This window comes from Megasphaera massiliensis (genome assembly GCF_000455225.1).
Lineage (GTDB): Bacteria > Bacillota > Negativicutes > Veillonellales > Megasphaeraceae > Megasphaera > Megasphaera massiliensis.
In genome coordinates this window covers 443116-460910 of record NZ_HF954537.1, presented here as the reverse complement: position 1 = coordinate 460910, position 17795 = coordinate 443116, and the positions used below count along the sequence as shown (strand labels likewise).

25 protein-coding genes are annotated in these 17795 nt (G+C 43.3%); 10 read left to right on the top strand and 15 right to left on the bottom strand.

Features of this window, described 5'->3' with window-relative positions:
• The 6 genes from TX77_RS05555 to TX77_RS05530 form a co-directional block, all read left to right on the top strand.
• Positions 1–1090, top strand: a 1090-nt coding sequence (locus tag TX77_RS05555) for a YadA-like family protein (RefSeq protein WP_195891168.1), incomplete at its 5' end; no start/stop codon positions are given.
• A gap of 180 nt (positions 1091–1270) precedes the next feature.
• Positions 1271–2089, top strand: coding sequence for a TrbJ/VirB5 family protein (locus tag TX77_RS05550; RefSeq protein WP_044503804.1), 819 nt, complete (start codon positions 1271–1273; stop codon positions 2087–2089).
• A 15-nt stretch (positions 2090–2104) separates the two neighbouring features.
• Positions 2105–3331, top strand: coding sequence for a type IV secretion system protein (locus tag TX77_RS05545; protein ID WP_044503803.1), 1227 nt, complete (start codon positions 2105–2107; stop codon positions 3329–3331).
• 11 nt (positions 3332–3342) lie between these two features.
• Entirely contained in the window at positions 3343–5178 is a 1836-nt protein-coding gene (locus TX77_RS05540; RefSeq protein ID WP_044503802.1) for a transglycosylase SLT domain-containing protein, read from the top strand.
• Positions 5165–5698, top strand: coding sequence for a S26 family signal peptidase (locus TX77_RS05535; RefSeq protein ID WP_044503801.1), 534 nt, complete (start codon positions 5165–5167; stop codon positions 5696–5698). Before TX77_RS05540 ends, TX77_RS05535 begins: the two co-directional genes overlap by 14 nt.
• Positions 5699–5711: 13 nt before the next feature.
• Positions 5712–6485 carry a hypothetical protein gene (locus tag TX77_RS05530; protein ID WP_044503800.1) on the top strand — a complete coding sequence of 258 codons (774 nt, stop codon included), beginning with the start codon at positions 5712–5714 and terminating at the stop codon, positions 6483–6485.
• Positions 6486–6533: 48 nt separating this feature from the next.
• Here the strand turns inward: TX77_RS05530 and TX77_RS05525 are convergent, their stop codons facing one another.
• The 5 genes from TX77_RS05525 to TX77_RS05510 are packed head-to-tail and all read right to left on the bottom strand — an operon-like array spanning position 6534 to position 8379.
• Positions 6534–7007 (bottom strand): hypothetical protein, encoded by a 474-nt coding sequence (locus tag TX77_RS05525; protein ID WP_044503799.1) that lies wholly within the window; start codon positions 7005–7007, stop codon positions 6534–6536.
• A gap of 15 nt (positions 7008–7022) precedes the next feature.
• Entirely contained in the window at positions 7023–7280 is a 258-nt protein-coding gene (locus TX77_RS05520; protein WP_044503798.1) for a hypothetical protein, read from the bottom strand.
• 3 nt (positions 7281–7283) lie between these two features.
• On the bottom strand, positions 7284–7613 hold the full coding sequence (locus TX77_RS14080) for a hypothetical protein (protein ID WP_230198059.1): 330 nt from the start codon (positions 7611–7613) through the stop codon (positions 7284–7286).
• Between the two features lie 41 nt (positions 7614–7654).
• On the bottom strand, positions 7655–7999 hold the full coding sequence (locus TX77_RS14075) for a nucleotide-binding protein (RefSeq protein WP_230198058.1): 345 nt from the start codon (positions 7997–7999) through the stop codon (positions 7655–7657).
• The gene (locus tag TX77_RS05510) at positions 7999–8379 is read right to left on the bottom strand and encodes a helix-turn-helix domain-containing protein (RefSeq protein WP_044503797.1); all 381 of its coding nucleotides are present in this window, start codon (positions 8377–8379) and stop codon (positions 7999–8001) included. Before TX77_RS05510 ends, TX77_RS14075 begins: the two co-directional genes overlap by 1 nt.
• Positions 8380–8476: 97 nt before the next feature.
• Between TX77_RS05510 and TX77_RS05505 the strand changes: the two genes are divergently transcribed.
• The 3 genes from TX77_RS05505 to TX77_RS05495 all read left to right on the top strand — a co-directional run bounded on the left by TX77_RS05505 (position 8477) and on the right by TX77_RS05495 (position 11931).
• Positions 8477–10657, top strand: coding sequence for a DNA topoisomerase 3 (locus TX77_RS05505; RefSeq protein WP_049917304.1), 2181 nt, complete (start codon positions 8477–8479; stop codon positions 10655–10657).
• A gap of 92 nt (positions 10658–10749) precedes the next feature.
• A complete protein-coding gene (locus TX77_RS05500; protein WP_044503796.1) occupies positions 10750–11511 on the top strand; it encodes a hypothetical protein in 762 nt (253 codons plus the stop codon).
• A gap of 12 nt (positions 11512–11523) precedes the next feature.
• Positions 11524–11931: a hypothetical protein gene (locus TX77_RS05495; RefSeq protein WP_230198057.1), complete on the top strand. Its 408-nt coding sequence runs from the start codon at positions 11524–11526 to the stop codon at positions 11929–11931.
• Between the two features lie 71 nt (positions 11932–12002).
• Here the strand turns inward: TX77_RS05495 and TX77_RS05490 are convergent, their stop codons facing one another.
• The 10 genes from TX77_RS05490 to TX77_RS05445 form a co-directional block, all read right to left on the bottom strand.
• Complete coding sequence (locus TX77_RS05490; RefSeq protein WP_195891167.1) at positions 12003–12251, bottom strand: LysM peptidoglycan-binding domain-containing protein; 249 nt, start codon at positions 12249–12251, stop codon at positions 12003–12005.
• 14 nt (positions 12252–12265) lie between these two features.
• Positions 12266–12724 carry a hypothetical protein gene (locus tag TX77_RS05485; protein ID WP_230198056.1) on the bottom strand — a complete coding sequence of 153 codons (459 nt, stop codon included), beginning with the start codon at positions 12722–12724 and terminating at the stop codon, positions 12266–12268.
• Between the two features lie 275 nt (positions 12725–12999).
• Positions 13000–13263 carry a hypothetical protein gene (locus TX77_RS05480; RefSeq protein WP_044503793.1) on the bottom strand — a complete coding sequence of 88 codons (264 nt, stop codon included), beginning with the start codon at positions 13261–13263 and terminating at the stop codon, positions 13000–13002.
• Between the two features lie 13 nt (positions 13264–13276).
• Positions 13277–13933, bottom strand: coding sequence for a RadC family protein (gene radC, locus TX77_RS05475; protein ID WP_044503792.1), 657 nt, complete (start codon positions 13931–13933; stop codon positions 13277–13279).
• A 365-nt stretch (positions 13934–14298) separates the two neighbouring features.
• Positions 14299–14553, bottom strand: coding sequence for a Txe/YoeB family addiction module toxin (locus tag TX77_RS14325; RefSeq protein ID WP_044503791.1), 255 nt, complete (start codon positions 14551–14553; stop codon positions 14299–14301).
• Positions 14546–14803, bottom strand: a complete 258-nt coding sequence (locus TX77_RS13215; protein WP_071822335.1) for a type II toxin-antitoxin system Phd/YefM family antitoxin — start codon at positions 14801–14803, stop codon at positions 14546–14548. Before TX77_RS13215 ends, TX77_RS14325 begins: the two co-directional genes overlap by 8 nt.
• A 74-nt stretch (positions 14804–14877) precedes the next feature.
• On the bottom strand, positions 14878–15153 hold the full coding sequence (locus TX77_RS05460) for a single-stranded DNA-binding protein (RefSeq protein ID WP_044503790.1): 276 nt from the start codon (positions 15151–15153) through the stop codon (positions 14878–14880).
• Between the two features lie 250 nt (positions 15154–15403).
• Entirely contained in the window at positions 15404–16279 is an 876-nt protein-coding gene (locus TX77_RS05455) for an Rpn family recombination-promoting nuclease/putative transposase (protein ID WP_044503789.1), read from the bottom strand.
• A gap of 280 nt (positions 16280–16559) precedes the next feature.
• Complete coding sequence (locus TX77_RS13835; protein WP_071822333.1) at positions 16560–16913, bottom strand: hypothetical protein; 354 nt, start codon at positions 16911–16913, stop codon at positions 16560–16562.
• A 35-nt stretch (positions 16914–16948) separates the two neighbouring features.
• Entirely contained in the window at positions 16949–17140 is a 192-nt protein-coding gene (locus TX77_RS05445; protein WP_044503788.1) for a helix-turn-helix transcriptional regulator, read from the bottom strand.
• 169 nt (positions 17141–17309) lie between these two features.
• On the opposite strand from TX77_RS05445, the gene TX77_RS05440 reads away from it, so the two are divergent.
• A complete protein-coding gene (locus TX77_RS05440) occupies positions 17310–17783 on the top strand; it encodes a helix-turn-helix domain-containing protein (protein ID WP_044503787.1) in 474 nt (157 codons plus the stop codon).
• Positions 17784–17795: the final 12 nt, after the last annotated feature.

Here is a 17795-nt window from a genome sequence, read left to right as displayed (position 1 = left end):
TGGTCATATCGGCAAGGATCTTACGGTTGACGGTACGTCTACCCTCAACGGCGACGTTGCCATGAAGGGCAATGCCAGCATCGATAAAGACCTTTCCGTTTCCGGCACCACAAATCTGAAAGATACGGTCATTGACGGAACGCTTGAAACAACAGGAAATGCTGTTTTTAACGCAAATACAGACGTAAAAGGCAATAGCCATATCGGCAAAAATCTTACCGTTGAAGGTACATCCGACTTAAAAGGCGACGTTTCCATGGGCAGTAATGCACTCATCAAAAAGAATCTCGGAGTCGGCGGAAATGCTTATATCGACGGCGACCTCTACGTTCATGGCTATAACTATATCGACAGTCAGGGCATTAATGCTAACGACTTCCGGATCAGGAATGTGGCTGACGGTGCTATTCTGCCTGGCAGTACGGATGCCATTAACGGCGGTCAGCTCTACAACACCAGAGTCGATTTGACGAACAAAATCGAACGTGTCGGTGCCGGTGCAGCTGCCCTTGCCGGCCTTCATCCGGGCGAATATGATCCCGACAACAAGCTCGATTTTGCCGCAGGCTACGGCCATTATAAAGGTGCTAATGCCGGAGCTATCGGTGTATTCTATCATCCGAACGAAGATACGACCGTCAGCTTATCCGGAACGATGGGCAACGGTGATCCCATGCTGAGTGCCGGCGTTTCCTTCAAACTCGGCCCGTCCGGCACGAATACGATGAGCCGCACGGCTCTCACACGGCAGATCAAGGAAGATCGGAAAATCATGAAAGCTATGGCTGATGAATTAGCAGCTATGAAAGCTAAGATGAATCAAGTCCTTAATCTGATTGATATGAGTAAAAAGGCTGCCTTCCCCGACGTTCCCGAAGATCACTGGGCAAAAGATGCCGTTGATACGCTCCATGGCAACGGCTCCCTCAAAGGCTATCCTGACGGCAAATTCCACGGCGACCAGGCCATGACTCGCTATGAATATGCACAGATGCTGTTTGAAGCTATTAAAAAAGGTGCTCATGTCGATCAGAACACCTTGAACGAATACAGTTCCGAACTTGCTCAGATCAAAGCGAATCAGAAATAAATAAGAGAGGGCTATTTTGCGGCTTTAGGAGGTGATGCATAGAAGCCGCAAAGTAGACTTCATCTCTGCTTCTCCTAGAATATACGCCGATATATTCTGATGCCTTGCAATTCGTTGCAAGGCATTGGAATGTACCGTTGTGTACAGCTTATTCTAATTGACAAGAAAGGAGCCGATATTATGAGAAAGAAAGCACTCATCATGTTATGTGTCATCATCCTCAGCAGCGGCTGCGCAGCTCCCCCTGCCCAGGCGGCGATTCCAGTCATCGACTTGGAAAATATCTCTCAGCAGCTCAAGACTTATCAAGAAACGGTCAATATCGTCAGAAATGTAAGGGAACAGATCGACCTGCAGCTGAAAGAATTGAAAAAGCTGCCCTCATCTATCTTAGACGGTTATAAGACAAGTCTTGTTAACAGCTGGGATAAGATTCAAGGCATTTTATCTAAAAACGGAACAGTCATTACCGGGACGACGGGCATTGTTTCAGATGACGGCGTTCCCGTCAATTCGGTCGACGATTATTTTTCTAAAAATATCCCCGGAATCATCGGAAATGATTTGCCGGAGACACTTGGTTCAGCCCGGACGGCCCGTTTAATGGCTTTGTCTACCCTCATGCGAAACAATTCTGATACCTTATCGGCCATTCAGCAGCTTATGGGCGAACTCAATGGAATCAACAATGAAATTCGCCAGGCCGAAGAAGACAGTGCGAATGCAGAAGGTGCAATGCAGGCTCAACAGGCGGCCAATCATATTGCTGCCCTTCAGCTGCGAGCGCAGAATATCAAAATCATCATTCAGGGGCTTCAGGGTCAGCAGCAGGCGTTAAAAGCCCAGGCTGATGCACAGGACAAAAAGAATACGTTAGATTTGCAAGAAGCTCAAGGCAGAGCGGAACTTGCAGCCATTGAAGAAATGCGGAACAATCCTACGCCTGGGTTTGCGCCGATTTACAATCCGTTCAAAGGCCACCTTAACTTTGAATGGTAATCGGAGGTGTTCATTATGGATTTTGGCAGTGTGAGTATCTTTAACGATATACTTAGATTTTTCCAGGATGCCAGTATTATCGGTATGCTTAACCTTATTCCCCACGCCAAAGCTTTAGTATGTGTTCTTGCAATCATCGACCTTTGTTCCACCTGGGCTTTATATGACGGAGAAGTAAAGATGAGCCAGATGGTTTCCAAAGTCATGAAATTAGGTGCCTTTCTCTTTATCATTTTACATTGGAATGATATCAATAACGCCATTATGGTGTCATTCCAATATGCCGGTCTTACCGCTGCGAACGTCCCGGTCAATGGTGAAGTTATTCAGCCGACTAAACTGGTAGATAACGGATTTGATGTTTGTGCGACATTATTTAATGGACTTTCTACGGTTGGTTTTGGCAATATTGGCAAGGCACTGATGTATATTATCACCATCGGCCTTGTACTCTTCTCGTTTTTCGTCATGGCCCTTCAAATTCTCATCACAAAAATCGAGTTCAATATATTCGCCAGTATCGCCGTCATTTTAATGCCCTTCGGTGCTATCCGATACACCAATTTTCTTTGTCAGCGGTGTATTTCGGCGGTATTCTCCTTCGGCGTCAAATTGATGGTCATGTATTTTCTCATCGGTTTGGTACAAACTATTGTAGGCAAAGTAGATGCAATTCCAGACGATGCCCTTACGTTCGCTGTCATGCTAAAATATGCTCTCAGCTATCTGGTTCTGGGCTATCTTGTTTGGAAAGTACCGAACATGGCGGCTATGATGATGCAGGGACAACCGTCTCTTGATGCCCCCATGCAGTCTATGGGAAACATGGGAAGGCAAGCTACAGGTACAGCTGTATCTGCTGCCATATCTGCACCGGGTGCCGTTGCCAGTAAGGGCCTGCAGGCTTTCGGTAATTTCATGGGGACGCTTAATACAGCCCGTACCCGCGCTCAGGGTGGTACACTCTATAACGGAAATCACCCACCTTTCCAAACGGAAGGTTCAGGCCGATCCATAAAAAGCGAATTTGCCCGTGAATTGTTCCGTCAGCGAATGGGAAAATATCTCAGCGGCAACATGGAAAAAGGTGCTCAAAACGCCTTGGAACACTCTAAGTCCTGGCGTAATATCCAATCGGATGCCTATTTCAAGGAAGGTTATACACCAAATATGCCGGATAAGTCAGCCGGCCCTCGTCCGTCAAGTTCAGGCTCTGCGCCGAAATCAAATGATAAAAAGTGAGGCGATACAATATGAAACAGATACTGCGAATTATCTGTCTCGTCATGGTATTGGCCTTGACCTTTAGTCTTACGATCCTTGCGGCCCCTCCCATTGCAGGCGGCCCTATTACAAGTCCTTATGGTCCGCGTGACGGTACATTACATAAGGGCGTCGACATAGGCGTACCTATGGGGACACCTGTTGTCGCACCTTGGGACGGAGTTTGTGAAGGCGCTCCAAACGGTGGATATGGGTACTGGGTCACGATTACCAATACAGCAACAGGTGAAACATGGCTTTTCGGTGACCTTTCCAGTGCTTCTGAAATGTGTGCTCGCGGAAATGTCAAAGAAGGAGATATCATTGGCTACATTGGCGGAGCCTTTGATTATGAAGATGAAACAGGGAGACGCAATTTCTCTTCCGGAGAGCATCTTCACGCCGAATATCATCCCTTTGGCTACGATCCCTTTGCAGGCCAGGTCGATCCCGTTCCGTATCTGGTTATGCTGGGTGTGAATTTAGGTGCAGATGTCAGCGGTTTACCGGGTGGTTTTCCGGGACTTAGCCCCTATGGTTCCGATAACGTCGGAATCCCTTGGGGAGCTGCCGCGATGTCTGAAATAGGCGGAGATTTCAGCAAAAATATAGAGCAGTTTGCAACATGGGCTAATCAGGCATTTACATTCGTGCATAAATTAGCCGTATCCCTGCTAACAGCTCTGTGCATCATCGATCTCGTCTTGCCGATTCTCATGTTCATGACCGTATCAAAAGAAACGCTGATCCGCAAAATCATGAAATATGCCGGTATATTCGGTATTATCGCCTGCTGGGATAAATTTACGGATAACTTTTTACTCGATATCGTCAAATCGGCTTCCGGGACATACAGCAACAATTTGGATACTATTGCAACTAATATGTCTCAGCCGGAACTTCTTTTGCAGCACGGTATCCGACTGATTACACCTGCGATGAACAAGACGGCAAGCTTTACGAGTCTTGAGTTCATGCATAATCTTGGAACAATCTTCACTCTTTATTTCTTTACTTTTTTAATCATCGCTGCGTTCATTTTCTTGGCTCTCTATGTAACGATGGTCTACATCGAGTTCTATATTTCAGCAGCACTCAGCATCGTAACGGTTCCTTTCGGAGTTTGGCATTTTTCCAAATTCATTGCAGAGGATACAGTCGGACACCTTTTATCCGCGACACTGAAACTGCTTATTGTATCGATAATGATAGGGCTTTGCGTCACTTGTATAAAGGATTCTAAACCGGGCGATATCTTTACACAGGAAACTCCCGGTGTGAGTCAGCAAGGTACGGGACAAGCCGTTACGGGGCCTGCTCAATACGTCATCTGGGCAGAAGAAGCCGCTCAGAAATACGAAATACCGGCTAATCTTTTCAAGGGCCTCATCCAATACGAAAGTTCTTGGAATCCCTATGCAGTAAGTTACGTTGGTGCTCAGGGTCTAGGCCAGCTGATGCCGGAAACGGCTGCTGAACTTGGCTGTGCGAATCCCTTTGATCCACAAGAAAATCTTGAAGCTTCGGCAAAATACCTAAAACAGATGTACGACATTTATGGTGATTGGGATTATGCCCTGGGTGCCTATAATGGCGGGCCGGGTAATATCACTGCCGGCCAGCCACTCCCCAGTTTTGCTATAGAATACATTAACGGTGTCAAAGGCCAGGTCGTCGGTTCTTATGTAGCTCACAGCTCGATTACGTCAGAACAGCTGTCGAAATATATCCGCATGTGTCTTGCTCTTCTGGGATTGGTATGGTTAACACTCAGAGTCCCGAAGACCATTATGCAGCAGATCGGAGGCTCCATTGAAATTAAATAATTTCACGATTGGCCATTATCAATGGGCTGTTATCACGACAATCCTTTTCATAGCCATATTGTTTCTCGTTAACGCCTTGTTCGGACCTCTCATCTACACCAATGATACAGCATCGGCTCCTCGTGGGATTTATGTCGTTTCCCCGAATCAGCATCTTTCTTACGGGGATTATGTGATTGTGCCGGCTCCCATGGCTGTCCCGGCGATTCATATTCAAAAAGATTTCCCGCTCCTTAAACGGATCGCTGCTTTTCAAGGCGACACCTACACCGTAAAACATGATTTTTTAGAGACGGATCGGAACGGGAATACCTACCCCATCTATCATAAGCCCTGGCTTCCACAATTATCTCAAGGGCAGTATTCAGTTCCGGAGGGACAGATCCTTTGTTTGAATGATCCTCTCTATTCCTTGGATTCCAGATATTTCGGCCCGCTGCCGCTGGCGTCCGTAAGGAAGAAAGTGGTGCTTCTCATCAACTACGATGCCATTGACCAATTCCTTTATCGTCTGCTCTGAAAGAGGTGATTCCATGAACAAAAAATCAGCTCGCATCGTAAGTGCGATTATCGTTTTTACCCTCTTTTCGGGTATTTCATCGTCATTCGCCGCCTGGCGTCCTTTGGTGCCCGGAGATCACGTCATTGATTCACAGCGACTGCAAGACAGCATTCGTGTGACAGCACAAAAAATCGCAGAATATCAGTCGCGGATTGAACAACTGAAAAATAAAATCCTTCTGAACTCCGGCATTAAAGGGCTTGAGGATCGGATTTCAGCTGCTATTGATGATTACAGCAAAACCTTGGACGGCAGAAGCCTTATTTTCAATCCTTTGGCATTGCTCTCGGACAGTATATTCAGGACGCCGGCAACGGACGATCAGATTATAAAACCGTCTGAGTCCAATTACTTTCAGAAGGAACGGCTGACAGAAACTATGTACGCAAATCAGGATGCCCTGCAACGATATCAATATACGGCAGGGCTTTCCGGCAAGCGTCTTGAGACAGCAGCCGATATCCTTAGTACGGATACCAGCGGTATCGTAGGAACGATTCAACAATCAGCAGCCCTTTCTTCCCTGGCGGCCATTAACGAAAATGACGAAACACGTATGATTGCAGCAGATGTTATCCGTCAGATAGAGGCAGATGAACAGGAATATGCTCAGGAACGTCTCGAACGAGAAATCACTCAACTGGGGATGTTCTACGAGTATGATCCATATGAGGATTCCGCCTATGAAAAAGCGTCTGCCAAAAGTTTCGGTTTTCTGTCTACAAGGGACTTGGGGAATAAGTAAAAAAATAACTGCCATACGCCATGTATGGCAGTTGCTTATTCTTTTCTGTTAAACGTCGAAATTCAGATGCCCCTTAAATGGGTCATAAATTGGAGCTTTACCGACAGATTCTTTCTGCATTTTCGTAATGGCTTTTATTTCATTAATGCCAGCCTGCCATTGATCATTTTTCATTTTGACTTCCTGGCGGATACGAGCTAACTGCGGGGCTAACGAGGCTTCCTTATCAGCATAGCCCTGCATTTCATCGAGTTTGGCATTGATTTGATCCATTACCGCTTGATGCTTCTTTTCGGTTTCAGCGATATCGTCCTCGACGGCTTTGACATCTTCTTTATTAGCCGTGAAATCATCGTTATCACGAATTTTAAGATCCTTATTTCTTTCAATGGCTTGTGCTTGATCGGAAAGCTTTATGACTTCGGCATGAGCCTTATCAAAACTTTCCTTTTCTCCGCACCCGGCTAAGAGCAGCATACACAAAGATAGCAGGGCAATCAGACAGTACCTCATCGGTTTCATCGTCATTCTCCTTTCTTAGAGCGGCTTATTCAGACAATCTTTTATCAGATGCCGCACAACTAGACTGGGTTTCATATCCCTTTCCTCACAATACCGTTTAAAATAGCGGTACGTTTCTTCATCGAGATAAGTAACTACTTTCTGTTTGTTTTGCTTAGCGGCCGGAATCCGTTCTTTTCGCGTCGCAGCCGTATTCTTTTTCGTTTTTTCGGGATCGCCGTCTGCAAAAAAATCCTGAATTTTCTTTTTCGGTAAATCTTCGATGTAGCTCATCTTCTATTCCCCCTTACCAAGTGCTTGACGTATTTCCCTGCATAGTTCCGTCATTTCTTCGGCACTGTGCAAATAAGTTCGTTTGGCCTTTTTGGACTTTGCTTCCCGGCAGAGTTCCGTAACGGATTTCCCGCTTTCATAGGCAGTCCGAAAGGCGTTCCGCTGTCCGATCACGGTATGGCACAGTTGTAAATGATAAGGTTTTCCGGCTACATATTCCTGCATTTCTGCAATACGTTTCGGGCTTCTTTTATCCGCATTGTTGATTAGTACATGTGTCATAAGATGTATGCCGCCGATATCTTCGGCGTCCTGCAAGATTTCTTCGAACATTTGCAGGCCGTAGATTTCCGTTCCTGACGGAGCGCAGGGCGTTAAGAGGTAATCTCCGAAAAGAGTGCTTTTCGGTTTAGCATGGAGTCGAAGCCGCCCACATCGATGACCAGATTATTTTCCGGATCATCTTTAAATAATCCTAAAAATTCATCTAGTTTCTCTTCCGGCACGGGCCGCTGCCCGTCAAACCGGCATTGACTTTCTTCGATGCTGTAACAATCAAGGGGTTCCATTCCACTATTCCGGGTACGTTTGTAGTTGAAGATGATGGAGCTGTGCTGCTTGTCAAGATCAAGCAGGCTTGCCTTCAAATCAACTGCCAGATTGGTCGCTATCGTACTTTTTCCGGTGCCGCCTTTTTGATGAGCAACTGTAATTATCATTATCTCTCCTCCTCATTATATCCTTTCTTCGACTGCAAGTACAGGGATATCCATTCTCGGACAAAGTGAACCTCTCTGTCATCCATTTCATCTGTCGCCGCCGTTATGTATTCGATATCCTGCCGGCGTTGGGCACGAGACATTTCCTGTTCCTTTTCGGGCGTCTGAGTCCCTTCCATGATCCATTCCAAAGGATAGCCGAAAGCAGCCAGTCTCTTTACGATTTCAAGCTTCGGCATACGCCTATCGGTTTCAATACTTGACAGGTACGCCTGGCTTATGCCAAGTTCCTGTGCAAATTCACATTGATTCATCTTTTTCGCTTTTCGGATGACACGGAACCTTGTCCCTATCGTTTCTGTTTTTTTTGCTTCATTCATTATGTAACTCCTTATAGGTACTATTAATTCTTATTTCAAATAAAATATCTTCACTGTTATATTATCACAAATAAAATAAAAAAGGAAGTGTTGTGCTATGATTACTTTGTATATTGCCGAAAAACCCGATATAGGCAAGGCTATTGCCGCTTATTTATGGCCTGACGGCAGTGCGAAACGAGAAAAGACCTATATTCATAAGGGTGATACCGTCGTCGCCTGGGCTGCCGGCCATATCCTTCGCCAGGCCATGCCGGAGGAATATGATCCGTCCTACAAGAGCTGGAATCACTACGGGATTTTTCCGAAAGATTGGATACTCCTGCCTTCCGCCGATAAGAAGGATCTGCTGCAGGGCCTGGGTGGTTTGCTCAAAAAAGCAGGTACGGTCATTCATGCCGGAGATCCCGATCGGGAAGGTCAGCTGCTCATTGATGAAATATTAAAATATTACAAATATACAGGAACGGTCAAGAGACTCCTCATAAATGCCAAAGACGATGTAAGTATGAAACGTGCTTTCGATGCTATCGAGGAAAATGAAAAATATGCACCGCTGTATGAAGCCGGACTTGCCCGTGAGCGTGCTGACTGGCTTGTGGGTATCAATCTCACCCGTGCCTACACCAATAATGCTCGCAGGCAGGGCTATAACGCTATTTTCCGTGTCGGCAGGGTACTTATCCCTACCCTTGCCCTTGTCGTCCGCAGAGAGGACGAAATAAGCAATTTTCACAGTAAAGAGTTCTATGAACTCGTCGGAAGTTTCCTGAAAGATAATATCCCCTTTAAGGCGACGTTTCAGCCGGACGATCAATTTCCGACCGACGAAGAAGGACGAGTCCTTGATAAGAATCTGCTTGAAGCTCTAAAGGAAAAACTACGGAATGCCAAAGCAGCTGTCCGTTCGATAGAAAAGAAAAAAGGGAGCCGAAAACCGTCGCTCCCCCACTCCCTTGATACGCTTCAAGTCTTGGCCAACAAGCGATACGACTATTCGCCAAAAACCGTACTCGACACAGTACAAAAGCTCTATGAAGCAAAATTAGTTTCTTATCCCCGGAGCGACTGCAATTATATTCCGGAGTCGCAAAAAGACGATGCCGGCACCATCATCCCCATGCTTCAAAATTTCGGTCTTCCGGCTGCTGTCATGGCCAATCTTTCCGTTACCTCGAAAGCATGGGACGACAGCAAGATCATGGCTCATCACGCTATCATCCCGACAGGAGTCGAGCCGCAGGATCTGACCGTCGAAGAAAGTAATATCTATGAATTGATTGCGACTCGGTATTGTCTCCAGTTCTATACGCCTTGGGTTTTTGAAAAAGTATCCTTTGTCATCGAAGCTGCCGGGCTTCCCTTCAAAGGCACGAGTACCATTACCCTCGATAAGGGATTTACGGCCGTAAATGATGATACGAACGAAAAGGAAGAAAAAGACAATATCGTGCTGCCGGCTATGGCCAATGGTGATGAAGTGAGTATCCGTCAGTATGAAATCGCTCAAAAGAAGACGACGCCTCCTAAACGGTTCACCGAAGGTACATTATTGGCGGCCATGACGAATATCTGGCGTCATGTTGCCCCGGATAATCCGCACCGTGAAAAGCTCAAGGAAATCAGCGGTATCGGAACGCCTGCTACGCGGGATACGATCATATCCAATCTCATGACAGCCAACAGCAAAGGTCATCGTATCGAACCGTATATCAAAAAGAAAGGAAAAGAGCTGATACCGACTGAAACGGGACGGAATATCATCAAGATCATCGATCCGTCGTTGACGCAGCCTGATACGACGGCAGTCATGGAGCTGTCTCTTTCAGAGATTACAAAAGGAAACGGGAATCAGACGGACTACCTTTCTTCCATCATAAAAATGGTTGAGGAAAATATACATAGAGCAGAGAACTTGAAATATCCGGCACCTCCGGCTGCAAAAGATGCAGTCCCCTGCCCCATCTGTAAAGACGGCCACCTTGTCCGGCGTCACAGCAAAGTCAAAAATTTCGATTTTTGGATCTGCTCTAACGAGGATTGCAAGTCACAGGTAACTGGCAAGAAGGTCTATTACAGCGACCTTGACGGGAAACCTGTCGTCGCCATTTGTCCCCATGATGCCGGCGTACCATTGGAACGTTGGAAAGGAAAATTCGGCTATTTCTGGAAATGTCCGAAATGTAATTCCACATTCAGCGACAAAGACGGTAAACCGAATCTTTCTCCGAAAAAAAAGGAAAACAAATCTCCGAAAAAAGAAGCAGGTGTTTATTAGTATCAATCAATAATTGTTCATTCCTATTAAGCTTTTTTAGTACTTAATAAGGCTTAATAGTCTTTCTTAGATATTTTGAAAGGAGCAGCGTTATGGGTCTATATGATGATGAAGAAGATAAAAAGATCAATCAAGAAGAACAAAATAGCAGTGAACCGTTTTTCGGCCCGGATGACGAGTCGGATAATGAAGTAAATACGGAGTCTGATGATAAAGGAACGGAACAGTCTGATTCAGCAGAAACAGATACTCCGTCAGAGAATGAATCCGGAACAGGTCATGCCGATGAATCTGCGAAGGAAGAAAAGAGTGAAAAAGAGTCTTCCGGCAAAGAAAATATACAGGAGTCGTCAAAGGATACAGATACGGGACAGACACAAGAAAAGCCCTCCCCGGATCGTTCATCCTTTGATGCACCGATTGACGCCCTTCAAAAATCCCTTGAGACGTTTGATGAATCGTTGAAACGTTTTGAAGCCATTTCTGAAAAGGTGACGGCTGACCTTCCTCAGATCATGGATGCTTCCGCTAAGATCCAGGCTCATATAGCAAAGATTGAAGGACTTATGGAAGAAGAGAAAGAACTTCGTTCCCAGATCTGTCAGTGTACGCATTGGCTTGAAAATACGAATAAGAATTTTTCGGAAATCATGACGGCGATGCCCAAACTGATCCATAATGTCTATATTGGAGAAGCTCAAAAATATGAAATTAAATTCAAGAAGACATTTAAAATGCTGGATGACATGATTAAAGCTGAAATGTCATCCGTAAAGCAGCCCGGCATAAATTATTTTGTGGTTGCGGTGATTCTTATCATCCAGGCATTGGTCATCGTATATCTTCTTCGTTAAGGAGGGATGGATTTGGATACAGAAAATAAGCAACAGGTACAGGAAGATACAGAAAAACAGCAGCAAAAGAAGGAGCAAGAAGATAAGCAGAGACAAATGCAAAACAAGCAGCATATGACATACATTCAGATTAATATGCCAGATGTATGGAAGATGATTGTGTCCACAAGGTGCTGTCCTATACATTTAGGATTACAAAAGTTTTGCGAACTTCTGCCCGGAGATCCCGAAAGAAGCTGTGAAGACGGTTGGAAAGCAGCTATACAGTTAGACAATCCCGTGTTAATTACAGACGGTAAGTACTATTGCCCGAAATGCAAAAAAGAGCTGTCCGTCGCAAAAATCGAAAACGGTCAGCAGGAATGGGAATGTAAATCCTGCAAAAAGCTTTATGTAGTGCCAACAGCTCCATCTAAATAATGTTTTTTTAGGTTTATTAAGGCTTTTTTTCAAGCTCACAGCCCCTGTCAATATGACAGAGGCTGCTTTCGTTATTTCCTAATCATTAATTTTTGACCTGGCGTTAAAACGCCATTGATTTCGTTGTCTTTTTCGATGGTGTAGATGACTTTTCTGATATCTACATCATCTCCTGCGAATTGGTTAGCGATATTCCATAAGGTATCTCCTTTCTGAACTTCATATACTACGGTATCTACAGCGTCAGTTTTCGGACTGTCAAAAATCGAAAAGGGATTAATAATAGAAAGGATGCTTAATATTAACAGAATCAGTTTCATAAGCTCCACTCCCTTCATTCAGTACGGATGATTCCGCCGCCTGCCTGCTGAATCCCGATATATCCAAATTCAGAAAAATCGGGTTCGGATTTGTTATATACGTAAACCAAAGGACTTTTATTTTCTAAATCTTCCCGGTCATCAGGCCATTCGTCCTCATAACGAGAGACATAGAACAAATCATAACATTCTCCGAATTCGAAATGTTCGTGTAATACGTGATATACTAAAATATTCCATTTTTCTTCAAATTTTTTGATAAGCTGTACTTCCTCATCATTGAGCCAATATAAGGCGCCCGCCGTGCAGGCTTTAATTGAGCCATCCCCCATGTAGACACGACCGGTTGTCCGTTCGCTTTTATTAAGGATTCCCTTTTCAATAAATTCTTTAATGGGGTTTGGGTGAGTAATAAGAATCTTGATTCTTTTGTCAGCTTCTTCTTTCATCATTTCTTTCATTTTCTGTTCCATAATTTTCTCTCCTTTGTCAGCGAACCTTAGATTGTAAGCCTCTCCGAAAGTCCTGCCTTCGGCATCGAATAAAAAATCAACCGCTACGGTAAAATCATTGGAGGAGTCCTAAAAGGAAGCTCCTTGATTTTACCGTAGCGGTTGGTTAACCTCGTATTGCGAAGGCAATCTGATTAATTGCTTTTTATTAAGGCTTTTGTGATCCTGGCGCAGCTGCTAGAGTTTTTCGCTGCAAAAAAATAGCACCACCTTAAAAGGCGGTGCTTTGAATCAATTTACTTGTTCTGATAATTCCTGTAAAACAACAGCGAAAATAAATCTTCTGCCGTTATCACATCATTAGTCGATATCCATTGCTTATCTACCGGTGTCCAGTATCCCCCGTATTTTGTGAGACAGACGTTTTTCGTATTTTCATCATACTCTGCCCGGATATCGTCATATCCGGCATTGACCATAGTTGCCTCTAATCTCGTGACAATTTGTTCGAGGTCAAACGTGCTTAATTCGTCGATATAGAGTGCCTCATTTTGTTTCATTTTCTATTCCTCCTTAAATATCTCCCCGCTCACAAAGACTTACAAAAATGCCGTCACCAATGATGATATGGTCTAAAACGGGAATTTCCATGATGTGTCCGACTTCGACGATACGCTGGGTAACACGGATATCGTTTTTGCTAGGTTCCGGATTACCTGACGGATGATTATGGACTAAAATCACTGCCGCTGCGTTGTAACGAAGAGCATAATTGAATACCTCTCTCGATTTAGCCAGACTGGCGTCTATCGTACCGACAGTTAAGGTACGATACGCGATGAGCTGGTTTTTTGTTGATAGATATGCCGCTCCAAAATGTTCTTGTGGAAGATAGCGCATATCTTCCATCAAATAACCTGCTACGGCGTCGGGGGTGCTGAAATCGAGAGCCGTCCTTTTGGCCGATTGCCGGCTCATCCGTTTGCCCAGTTCGACGGCGGCACAAAGGGCTAATGCGCTCTTTTCCCCGATGCCTTTGACATTAGCTAAATCTTCGGGACAAGTTTCACCTAAATAATAAAGTTTCTCTTGTGGCATGTTTTTCATAATTTTATCGGCTACGTTTACGGCACTTTCTTTTCGTCCCACATTTCCAATAATGAGGGAAATCAGTTCAACATCCGTTAAAACTTTTGCTCCATATTCTTTCATTTTTTCCTGTATCAACATGACCAAACCCTCCTTGAATATGTCGTTGTTGTCCAGGCTGCTGCCTGGGATGTCTATCCCAGAACCGACATGAGCGGGAACTGTCAAAGGAGGAGTCCTGAAAGGAAGCTCCTTGACGGGTCACGATCATGTCGGTTATCCTCTTGGCCCCCAGGTGGCCTAGAGAGTTGAGGACTTTTTATTAAGGCTTTTTAAATCCGAAAAGGTCCTATTAAGATTCACTATAGCGAAATAGTCAGTACCTTTTCATTCTTTTAAAGGTTTATAAGGTTTTATTAAGGCTTATTAAAGCTTCAGATGATTTATAAGTATCATCTAAAAAATTCCTGCTGAATAACGATGTTATTCAGCAGGAATTTTAATTTTCACTCATAATGTGTCCAACAAGATAAAAGCTTAATTGTTTGCGTTTCTATGTATACTTTATATACCAAACGATGTTGGATGTTAATTCTCTTTGAATATCGATTCTGCGATTTCGGATTTAATTTTTCAGCATGATGAAACGGATCAACATATAAATCATCAATCAATTTTCTTAATTTTTTTACCATTGCAGGGTACTGCCTTACTTTCATGAAATCTTTCTGAAATTCCCTTGTATATTCAATCTTATACATCAGGAATATCCTCTAAAGAAGTGAATGGGATTCCCTTTTCTTTTTCAGCACGGTTTAATTTTTCTGCCATTCCAGGAACACCATATACATACAATGTTTCCATTAAAGAATCATAATCGGCTTTGCCTAAAATAACGACATCATCCATAGAATCCTTATTGGTAGCAATAACAGGAATGTTATTTTCATTAACGTCTTTGACAATCTTGAAAAACTCTTTTCTTGCTTTAGTTTGGCTCATGATTTTCATTTTTATCACCTCTGTACTTATTATATCATCCGCACACATGTACTGCAATAGGTACATGTGTGCGGATAGGCCAATTAAATACCTTTGTCAGATTTTTTCTTTCTTTCACAAAATTCAAAGTCCTCCAAAAGAATCCTCCAATACTCATGCTTGTCGCCTTTCTCATCGGTAAAGGAGACAAAATCCATATGCCCCCCAACTTTGATTTTATCCCCCTTATGAAAATGTTCCGAAATAACTTCCGCTTTTTTACCGAAAGCCGTTACGAGGAAGAACTGGGCTTCCTTTTTCTTCGTATGGAAATTATAACGGTTTTCAGCAATCTTTCCCATTACATCAATGTGATTCATAATTCTCTCTCCTTTGTTAGCGAATTTTATCTTGTATGTTTCTCCGAAAGTCCTGCCTTCGGCATCTACTAAAAAATCGCCATGGCCGCCAGTTGTCAAAGGCTGGAGCCTGTAAGGATCACCTTGACGGCTGGCGGTTATGGCGATTAACCTCGTCGCACGAAGGCGTCGAAATTTTGTCTTTTTATTAAGGCTTTTTAATGTCAAAAAAGCCTTCAGGATTCTATATCCCGAAGGCTTTCAAGCTTCTTTATTTCAAATGATATTCTTTCATTAATTTTTCTTGATAGGCAAAATCATCTAAAGCTCTATCAATTTCAGACTCTCTTCCATCTTCTTTTAATTTTTTAATTAATTCAAATCCCTTTTGTAGTCCTTCTTCCATGCCTTTTTTCATTCCTTCTTTTTCTTTGTAGTCGAGGGCTGATGCTATGTCTCGCACTGTTTTTTCATATTCCCAATAATCTGATTTTAATTTGTTACTTGAGGAAAATTTTTTTTCATAGTCCATTGCTTCTTTGATGATAGAATTATGCATAGCTAAAACACTCCTTTCTTTATCAGTACAGTTTGGCGAAAAATATACAATCCAGTGGTCTGACTTTTTTAATTGTTTAACATCTTTTATATGAATTTTTTTGAGTTCAATGAAATGCAGTTCTAAATGATTTGTTAGTATTTCATGCGTTTCATCATTTGTAATATGATATGAGTGTGAGTATTCTGCATTATTGAAATTATTAAAATTCAATAAATTGATACTTATGACGGGATGCAATTCTTGGTAAAATTCTCCCCGACTAAGCGCTCGACTATATATCTGACTCCAATAATAAAGGGATCGGGTCGTCATACAAGGGTCTATTATAGCTTGTACTTCAATATTCACTTTCGTCCCGTCATTGGTTTCAACCAATATATCGAGAAGTGAACTTTTTCCATTAATTCTTGCCGGCACGATTTCTTTATTTGGAAAAGTAACCGATGTAAAAAGGTCGTTCCCCTTTCTATTAAGTATAGAATTAATGAAATTCAGTGTTAATATCTGTCTTTCTTTTGAACCCAATAAAGCCTTAAAAAATACATCGTTTAGTCTATTGAGATTAATGATATCAGGTTGTTCCATAAGAATCACTCTCCTTAATTTTAGCATGTTTTTTTCTTTTCGGGCAATGCCTTCGGCACTTATTAAAAAATCGCCATGGACGCAGCCGTCAAAGGCTGGAGCCTGCAAGGATCACCTTGACGGCTGGCGGTTATGGCGATTAACCTCGTCGCACGAAGGCGCTGAAATTTTGTCTTTTTATTAAGGCTTATTGAGACTTCATAAGGCTTAATAAAAATAAAGAAAGCCGGAACGTGATTTCACATTCCGACTTTCTTTGGGAGAGGATTGTATGGAAAAGCTATTTGAGTGCCGCGAGCCATTCCTGCGGCGTATCAAAGGCCGGTACAGCAGTGTAATCGTGATTTTCGCTGTAACCACGGAGAGCGGCGTCTTCCGCCAACCCTGCCGCCTGTTCTTTCTGCATGGCCGCAAGCCATTCCTGCGGCGTATCGAAAGCAGAGGCGGCATAGTAATCATGGTTTTCACTGAATCCATGAATCGCGGCGTCTTCAGCCATACGTTCAGCCCGTTCTTTCTGCATAGCCGCTAACCATTCCTGCGGCGTATCAAAGGCCGGGGCGGCGGCAAATGCGGAAACACTCATGCTCATAGCCAATACGATTAAACCAACCATCTTTTTCATGTTCTTCATGTTATACACTCCTTTTTAAAAGTATAATAAAGTATTCACAGGGTAAATCGAAGATTCTCTAAGGGAATCTCTAGATACTCGGAAATTATCCGTGCATCTTTAATCTTAATTAGTTCGGGGTTCAGTTCCATTTTTCGGTACGTTTGTATGGTTACCCCTAGGACATCCGCCAAATCTTTCTGGCGTCTTCCTCTCAGCCGTCGTGCTTCTGCTAAGGATAACCTCATTAGGCTCACCTCCTGTCAGCTATACTTTACCATACTTTTATATACTTTACAATAGTTAAAGTATATTTTTCTATACTTAATATATATTATTTTGTACTTCATGTTGAAAAAAATAGATATAAATAGTAATATTATATATAATACGGTTCATAACGATAGGGGTGCGGTCATGACAATCGGAGACAAGATTAAATACATCAGGCAACGATACGGGATATCACAAAAGGAAATGGGCGATATCTGCGGCGTCAGCATGGGGGCAGTATCATCATGGGAACAAGGACGCAATGACCCTCGTCCGCGGATTCTGAGCAAGATTGCAAAGCATTTCAATATCCCATTAGAAGCACTGCTTCATCCTCAAGACGGAATACGCTTCGAAGAATTAATCCAAAGAAGGGATTTCTCGGTTCAAGAGGAAAGATTTCTTGATAAATACCGTCAGCTCTCCCCACTTGGTCGGGAAACCGTCGACGCGGTTATCGATACTCAGCTGAAAGGTCAGGATGTAAAAGCATCGGACGTGTATGAATCCTGTAAAGCTTATGGCCAAAAGATTAGTCCCGAAATTCAGCAGGAAATGGAGAGATATCTTCATTACCTGTTAGCGAAAGAATCTGAAAAAAATAAGAATGAAAAATGAGCGTGATTATAA

What these genes read in the sequence shown, in the direction of transcription:
- TX77_RS05525 (WP_044503799.1), bottom strand. Translation starts at nt 7,007, where the DNA reads ATGAAACCGATGAGGTACTGTCTGATTGCCCTGCTATCTTTGTGTATG.
- TX77_RS14080 (WP_230198059.1), bottom strand. Translation starts at nt 7,613, where the DNA reads ATGTTCGAAGAAATCTTGCAGGACGCCGAAGATATCGGCGGCATACAT.
- TX77_RS05545 (WP_044503803.1), top strand. Translation starts at nt 2,105, where the DNA reads ATGGATTTTGGCAGTGTGAGTATCTTTAACGATATACTTAGATTTTTC.
- TX77_RS14325 (WP_044503791.1), bottom strand. Translation starts at nt 14,553, where the DNA reads ATGTATAAGATTGAATATACAAGGGAATTTCAGAAAGATTTCATGAAA.
- TX77_RS05440 (WP_044503787.1), top strand. Translation starts at nt 17,310, where the DNA reads ATGACAATCGGAGACAAGATTAAATACATCAGGCAACGATACGGGATA.
- TX77_RS05460 (WP_044503790.1), bottom strand. Translation starts at nt 15,153, where the DNA reads ATGAATCACATTGATGTAATGGGAAAGATTGCTGAAAACCGTTATAAT.
- TX77_RS05480 (WP_044503793.1), bottom strand. Translation starts at nt 13,263, where the DNA reads ATGAAACAAAATGAGGCACTCTATATCGACGAATTAAGCACGTTTGAC.
- radC (WP_044503792.1), bottom strand. Translation starts at nt 13,933, where the DNA reads ATGTTGATACAGGAAAAAATGAAAGAATATGGAGCAAAAGTTTTAACG.
- TX77_RS05490 (WP_195891167.1), bottom strand. Translation starts at nt 12,251, where the DNA reads ATGAAACTGATTCTGTTAATATTAAGCATCCTTTCTATTATTAATCCC.
- TX77_RS13215 (WP_071822335.1), bottom strand. Translation starts at nt 14,803, where the DNA reads ATGAAAATCATGAGCCAAACTAAAGCAAGAAAAGAGTTTTTCAAGATT.
- TX77_RS05530 (WP_044503800.1), top strand. Translation starts at nt 5,712, where the DNA reads ATGAACAAAAAATCAGCTCGCATCGTAAGTGCGATTATCGTTTTTACC.
- TX77_RS05485 (WP_230198056.1), bottom strand. Translation starts at nt 12,724, where the DNA reads ATGGAACAGAAAATGAAAGAAATGATGAAAGAAGAAGCTGACAAAAGA.
- TX77_RS05455 (WP_044503789.1), bottom strand. Translation starts at nt 16,279, where the DNA reads ATGGAACAACCTGATATCATTAATCTCAATAGACTAAACGATGTATTT.
- TX77_RS05520 (WP_044503798.1), bottom strand. Translation starts at nt 7,280, where the DNA reads ATGAGCTACATCGAAGATTTACCGAAAAAGAAAATTCAGGATTTTTTT.
- TX77_RS05510 (WP_044503797.1), bottom strand. Translation starts at nt 8,379, where the DNA reads ATGAATGAAGCAAAAAAAACAGAAACGATAGGGACAAGGTTCCGTGTC.
- TX77_RS05445 (WP_044503788.1), bottom strand. Translation starts at nt 17,140, where the DNA reads ATGAGGTTATCCTTAGCAGAAGCACGACGGCTGAGAGGAAGACGCCAG.
- TX77_RS14075 (WP_230198058.1), bottom strand. Translation starts at nt 7,999, where the DNA reads ATGATAATTACAGTTGCTCATCAAAAAGGCGGCACCGGAAAAAGTACG.
- TX77_RS05500 (WP_044503796.1), top strand. Translation starts at nt 10,750, where the DNA reads ATGGGTCTATATGATGATGAAGAAGATAAAAAGATCAATCAAGAAGAA.
- TX77_RS05540 (WP_044503802.1), top strand. Translation starts at nt 3,343, where the DNA reads ATGAAACAGATACTGCGAATTATCTGTCTCGTCATGGTATTGGCCTTG.
- TX77_RS05505 (WP_049917304.1), top strand. Translation starts at nt 8,477, where the DNA reads ATGATTACTTTGTATATTGCCGAAAAACCCGATATAGGCAAGGCTATT.
- TX77_RS13835 (WP_071822333.1), bottom strand. Translation starts at nt 16,913, where the DNA reads ATGAAGAACATGAAAAAGATGGTTGGTTTAATCGTATTGGCTATGAGC.
- TX77_RS05550 (WP_044503804.1), top strand. Translation starts at nt 1,271, where the DNA reads ATGAGAAAGAAAGCACTCATCATGTTATGTGTCATCATCCTCAGCAGC.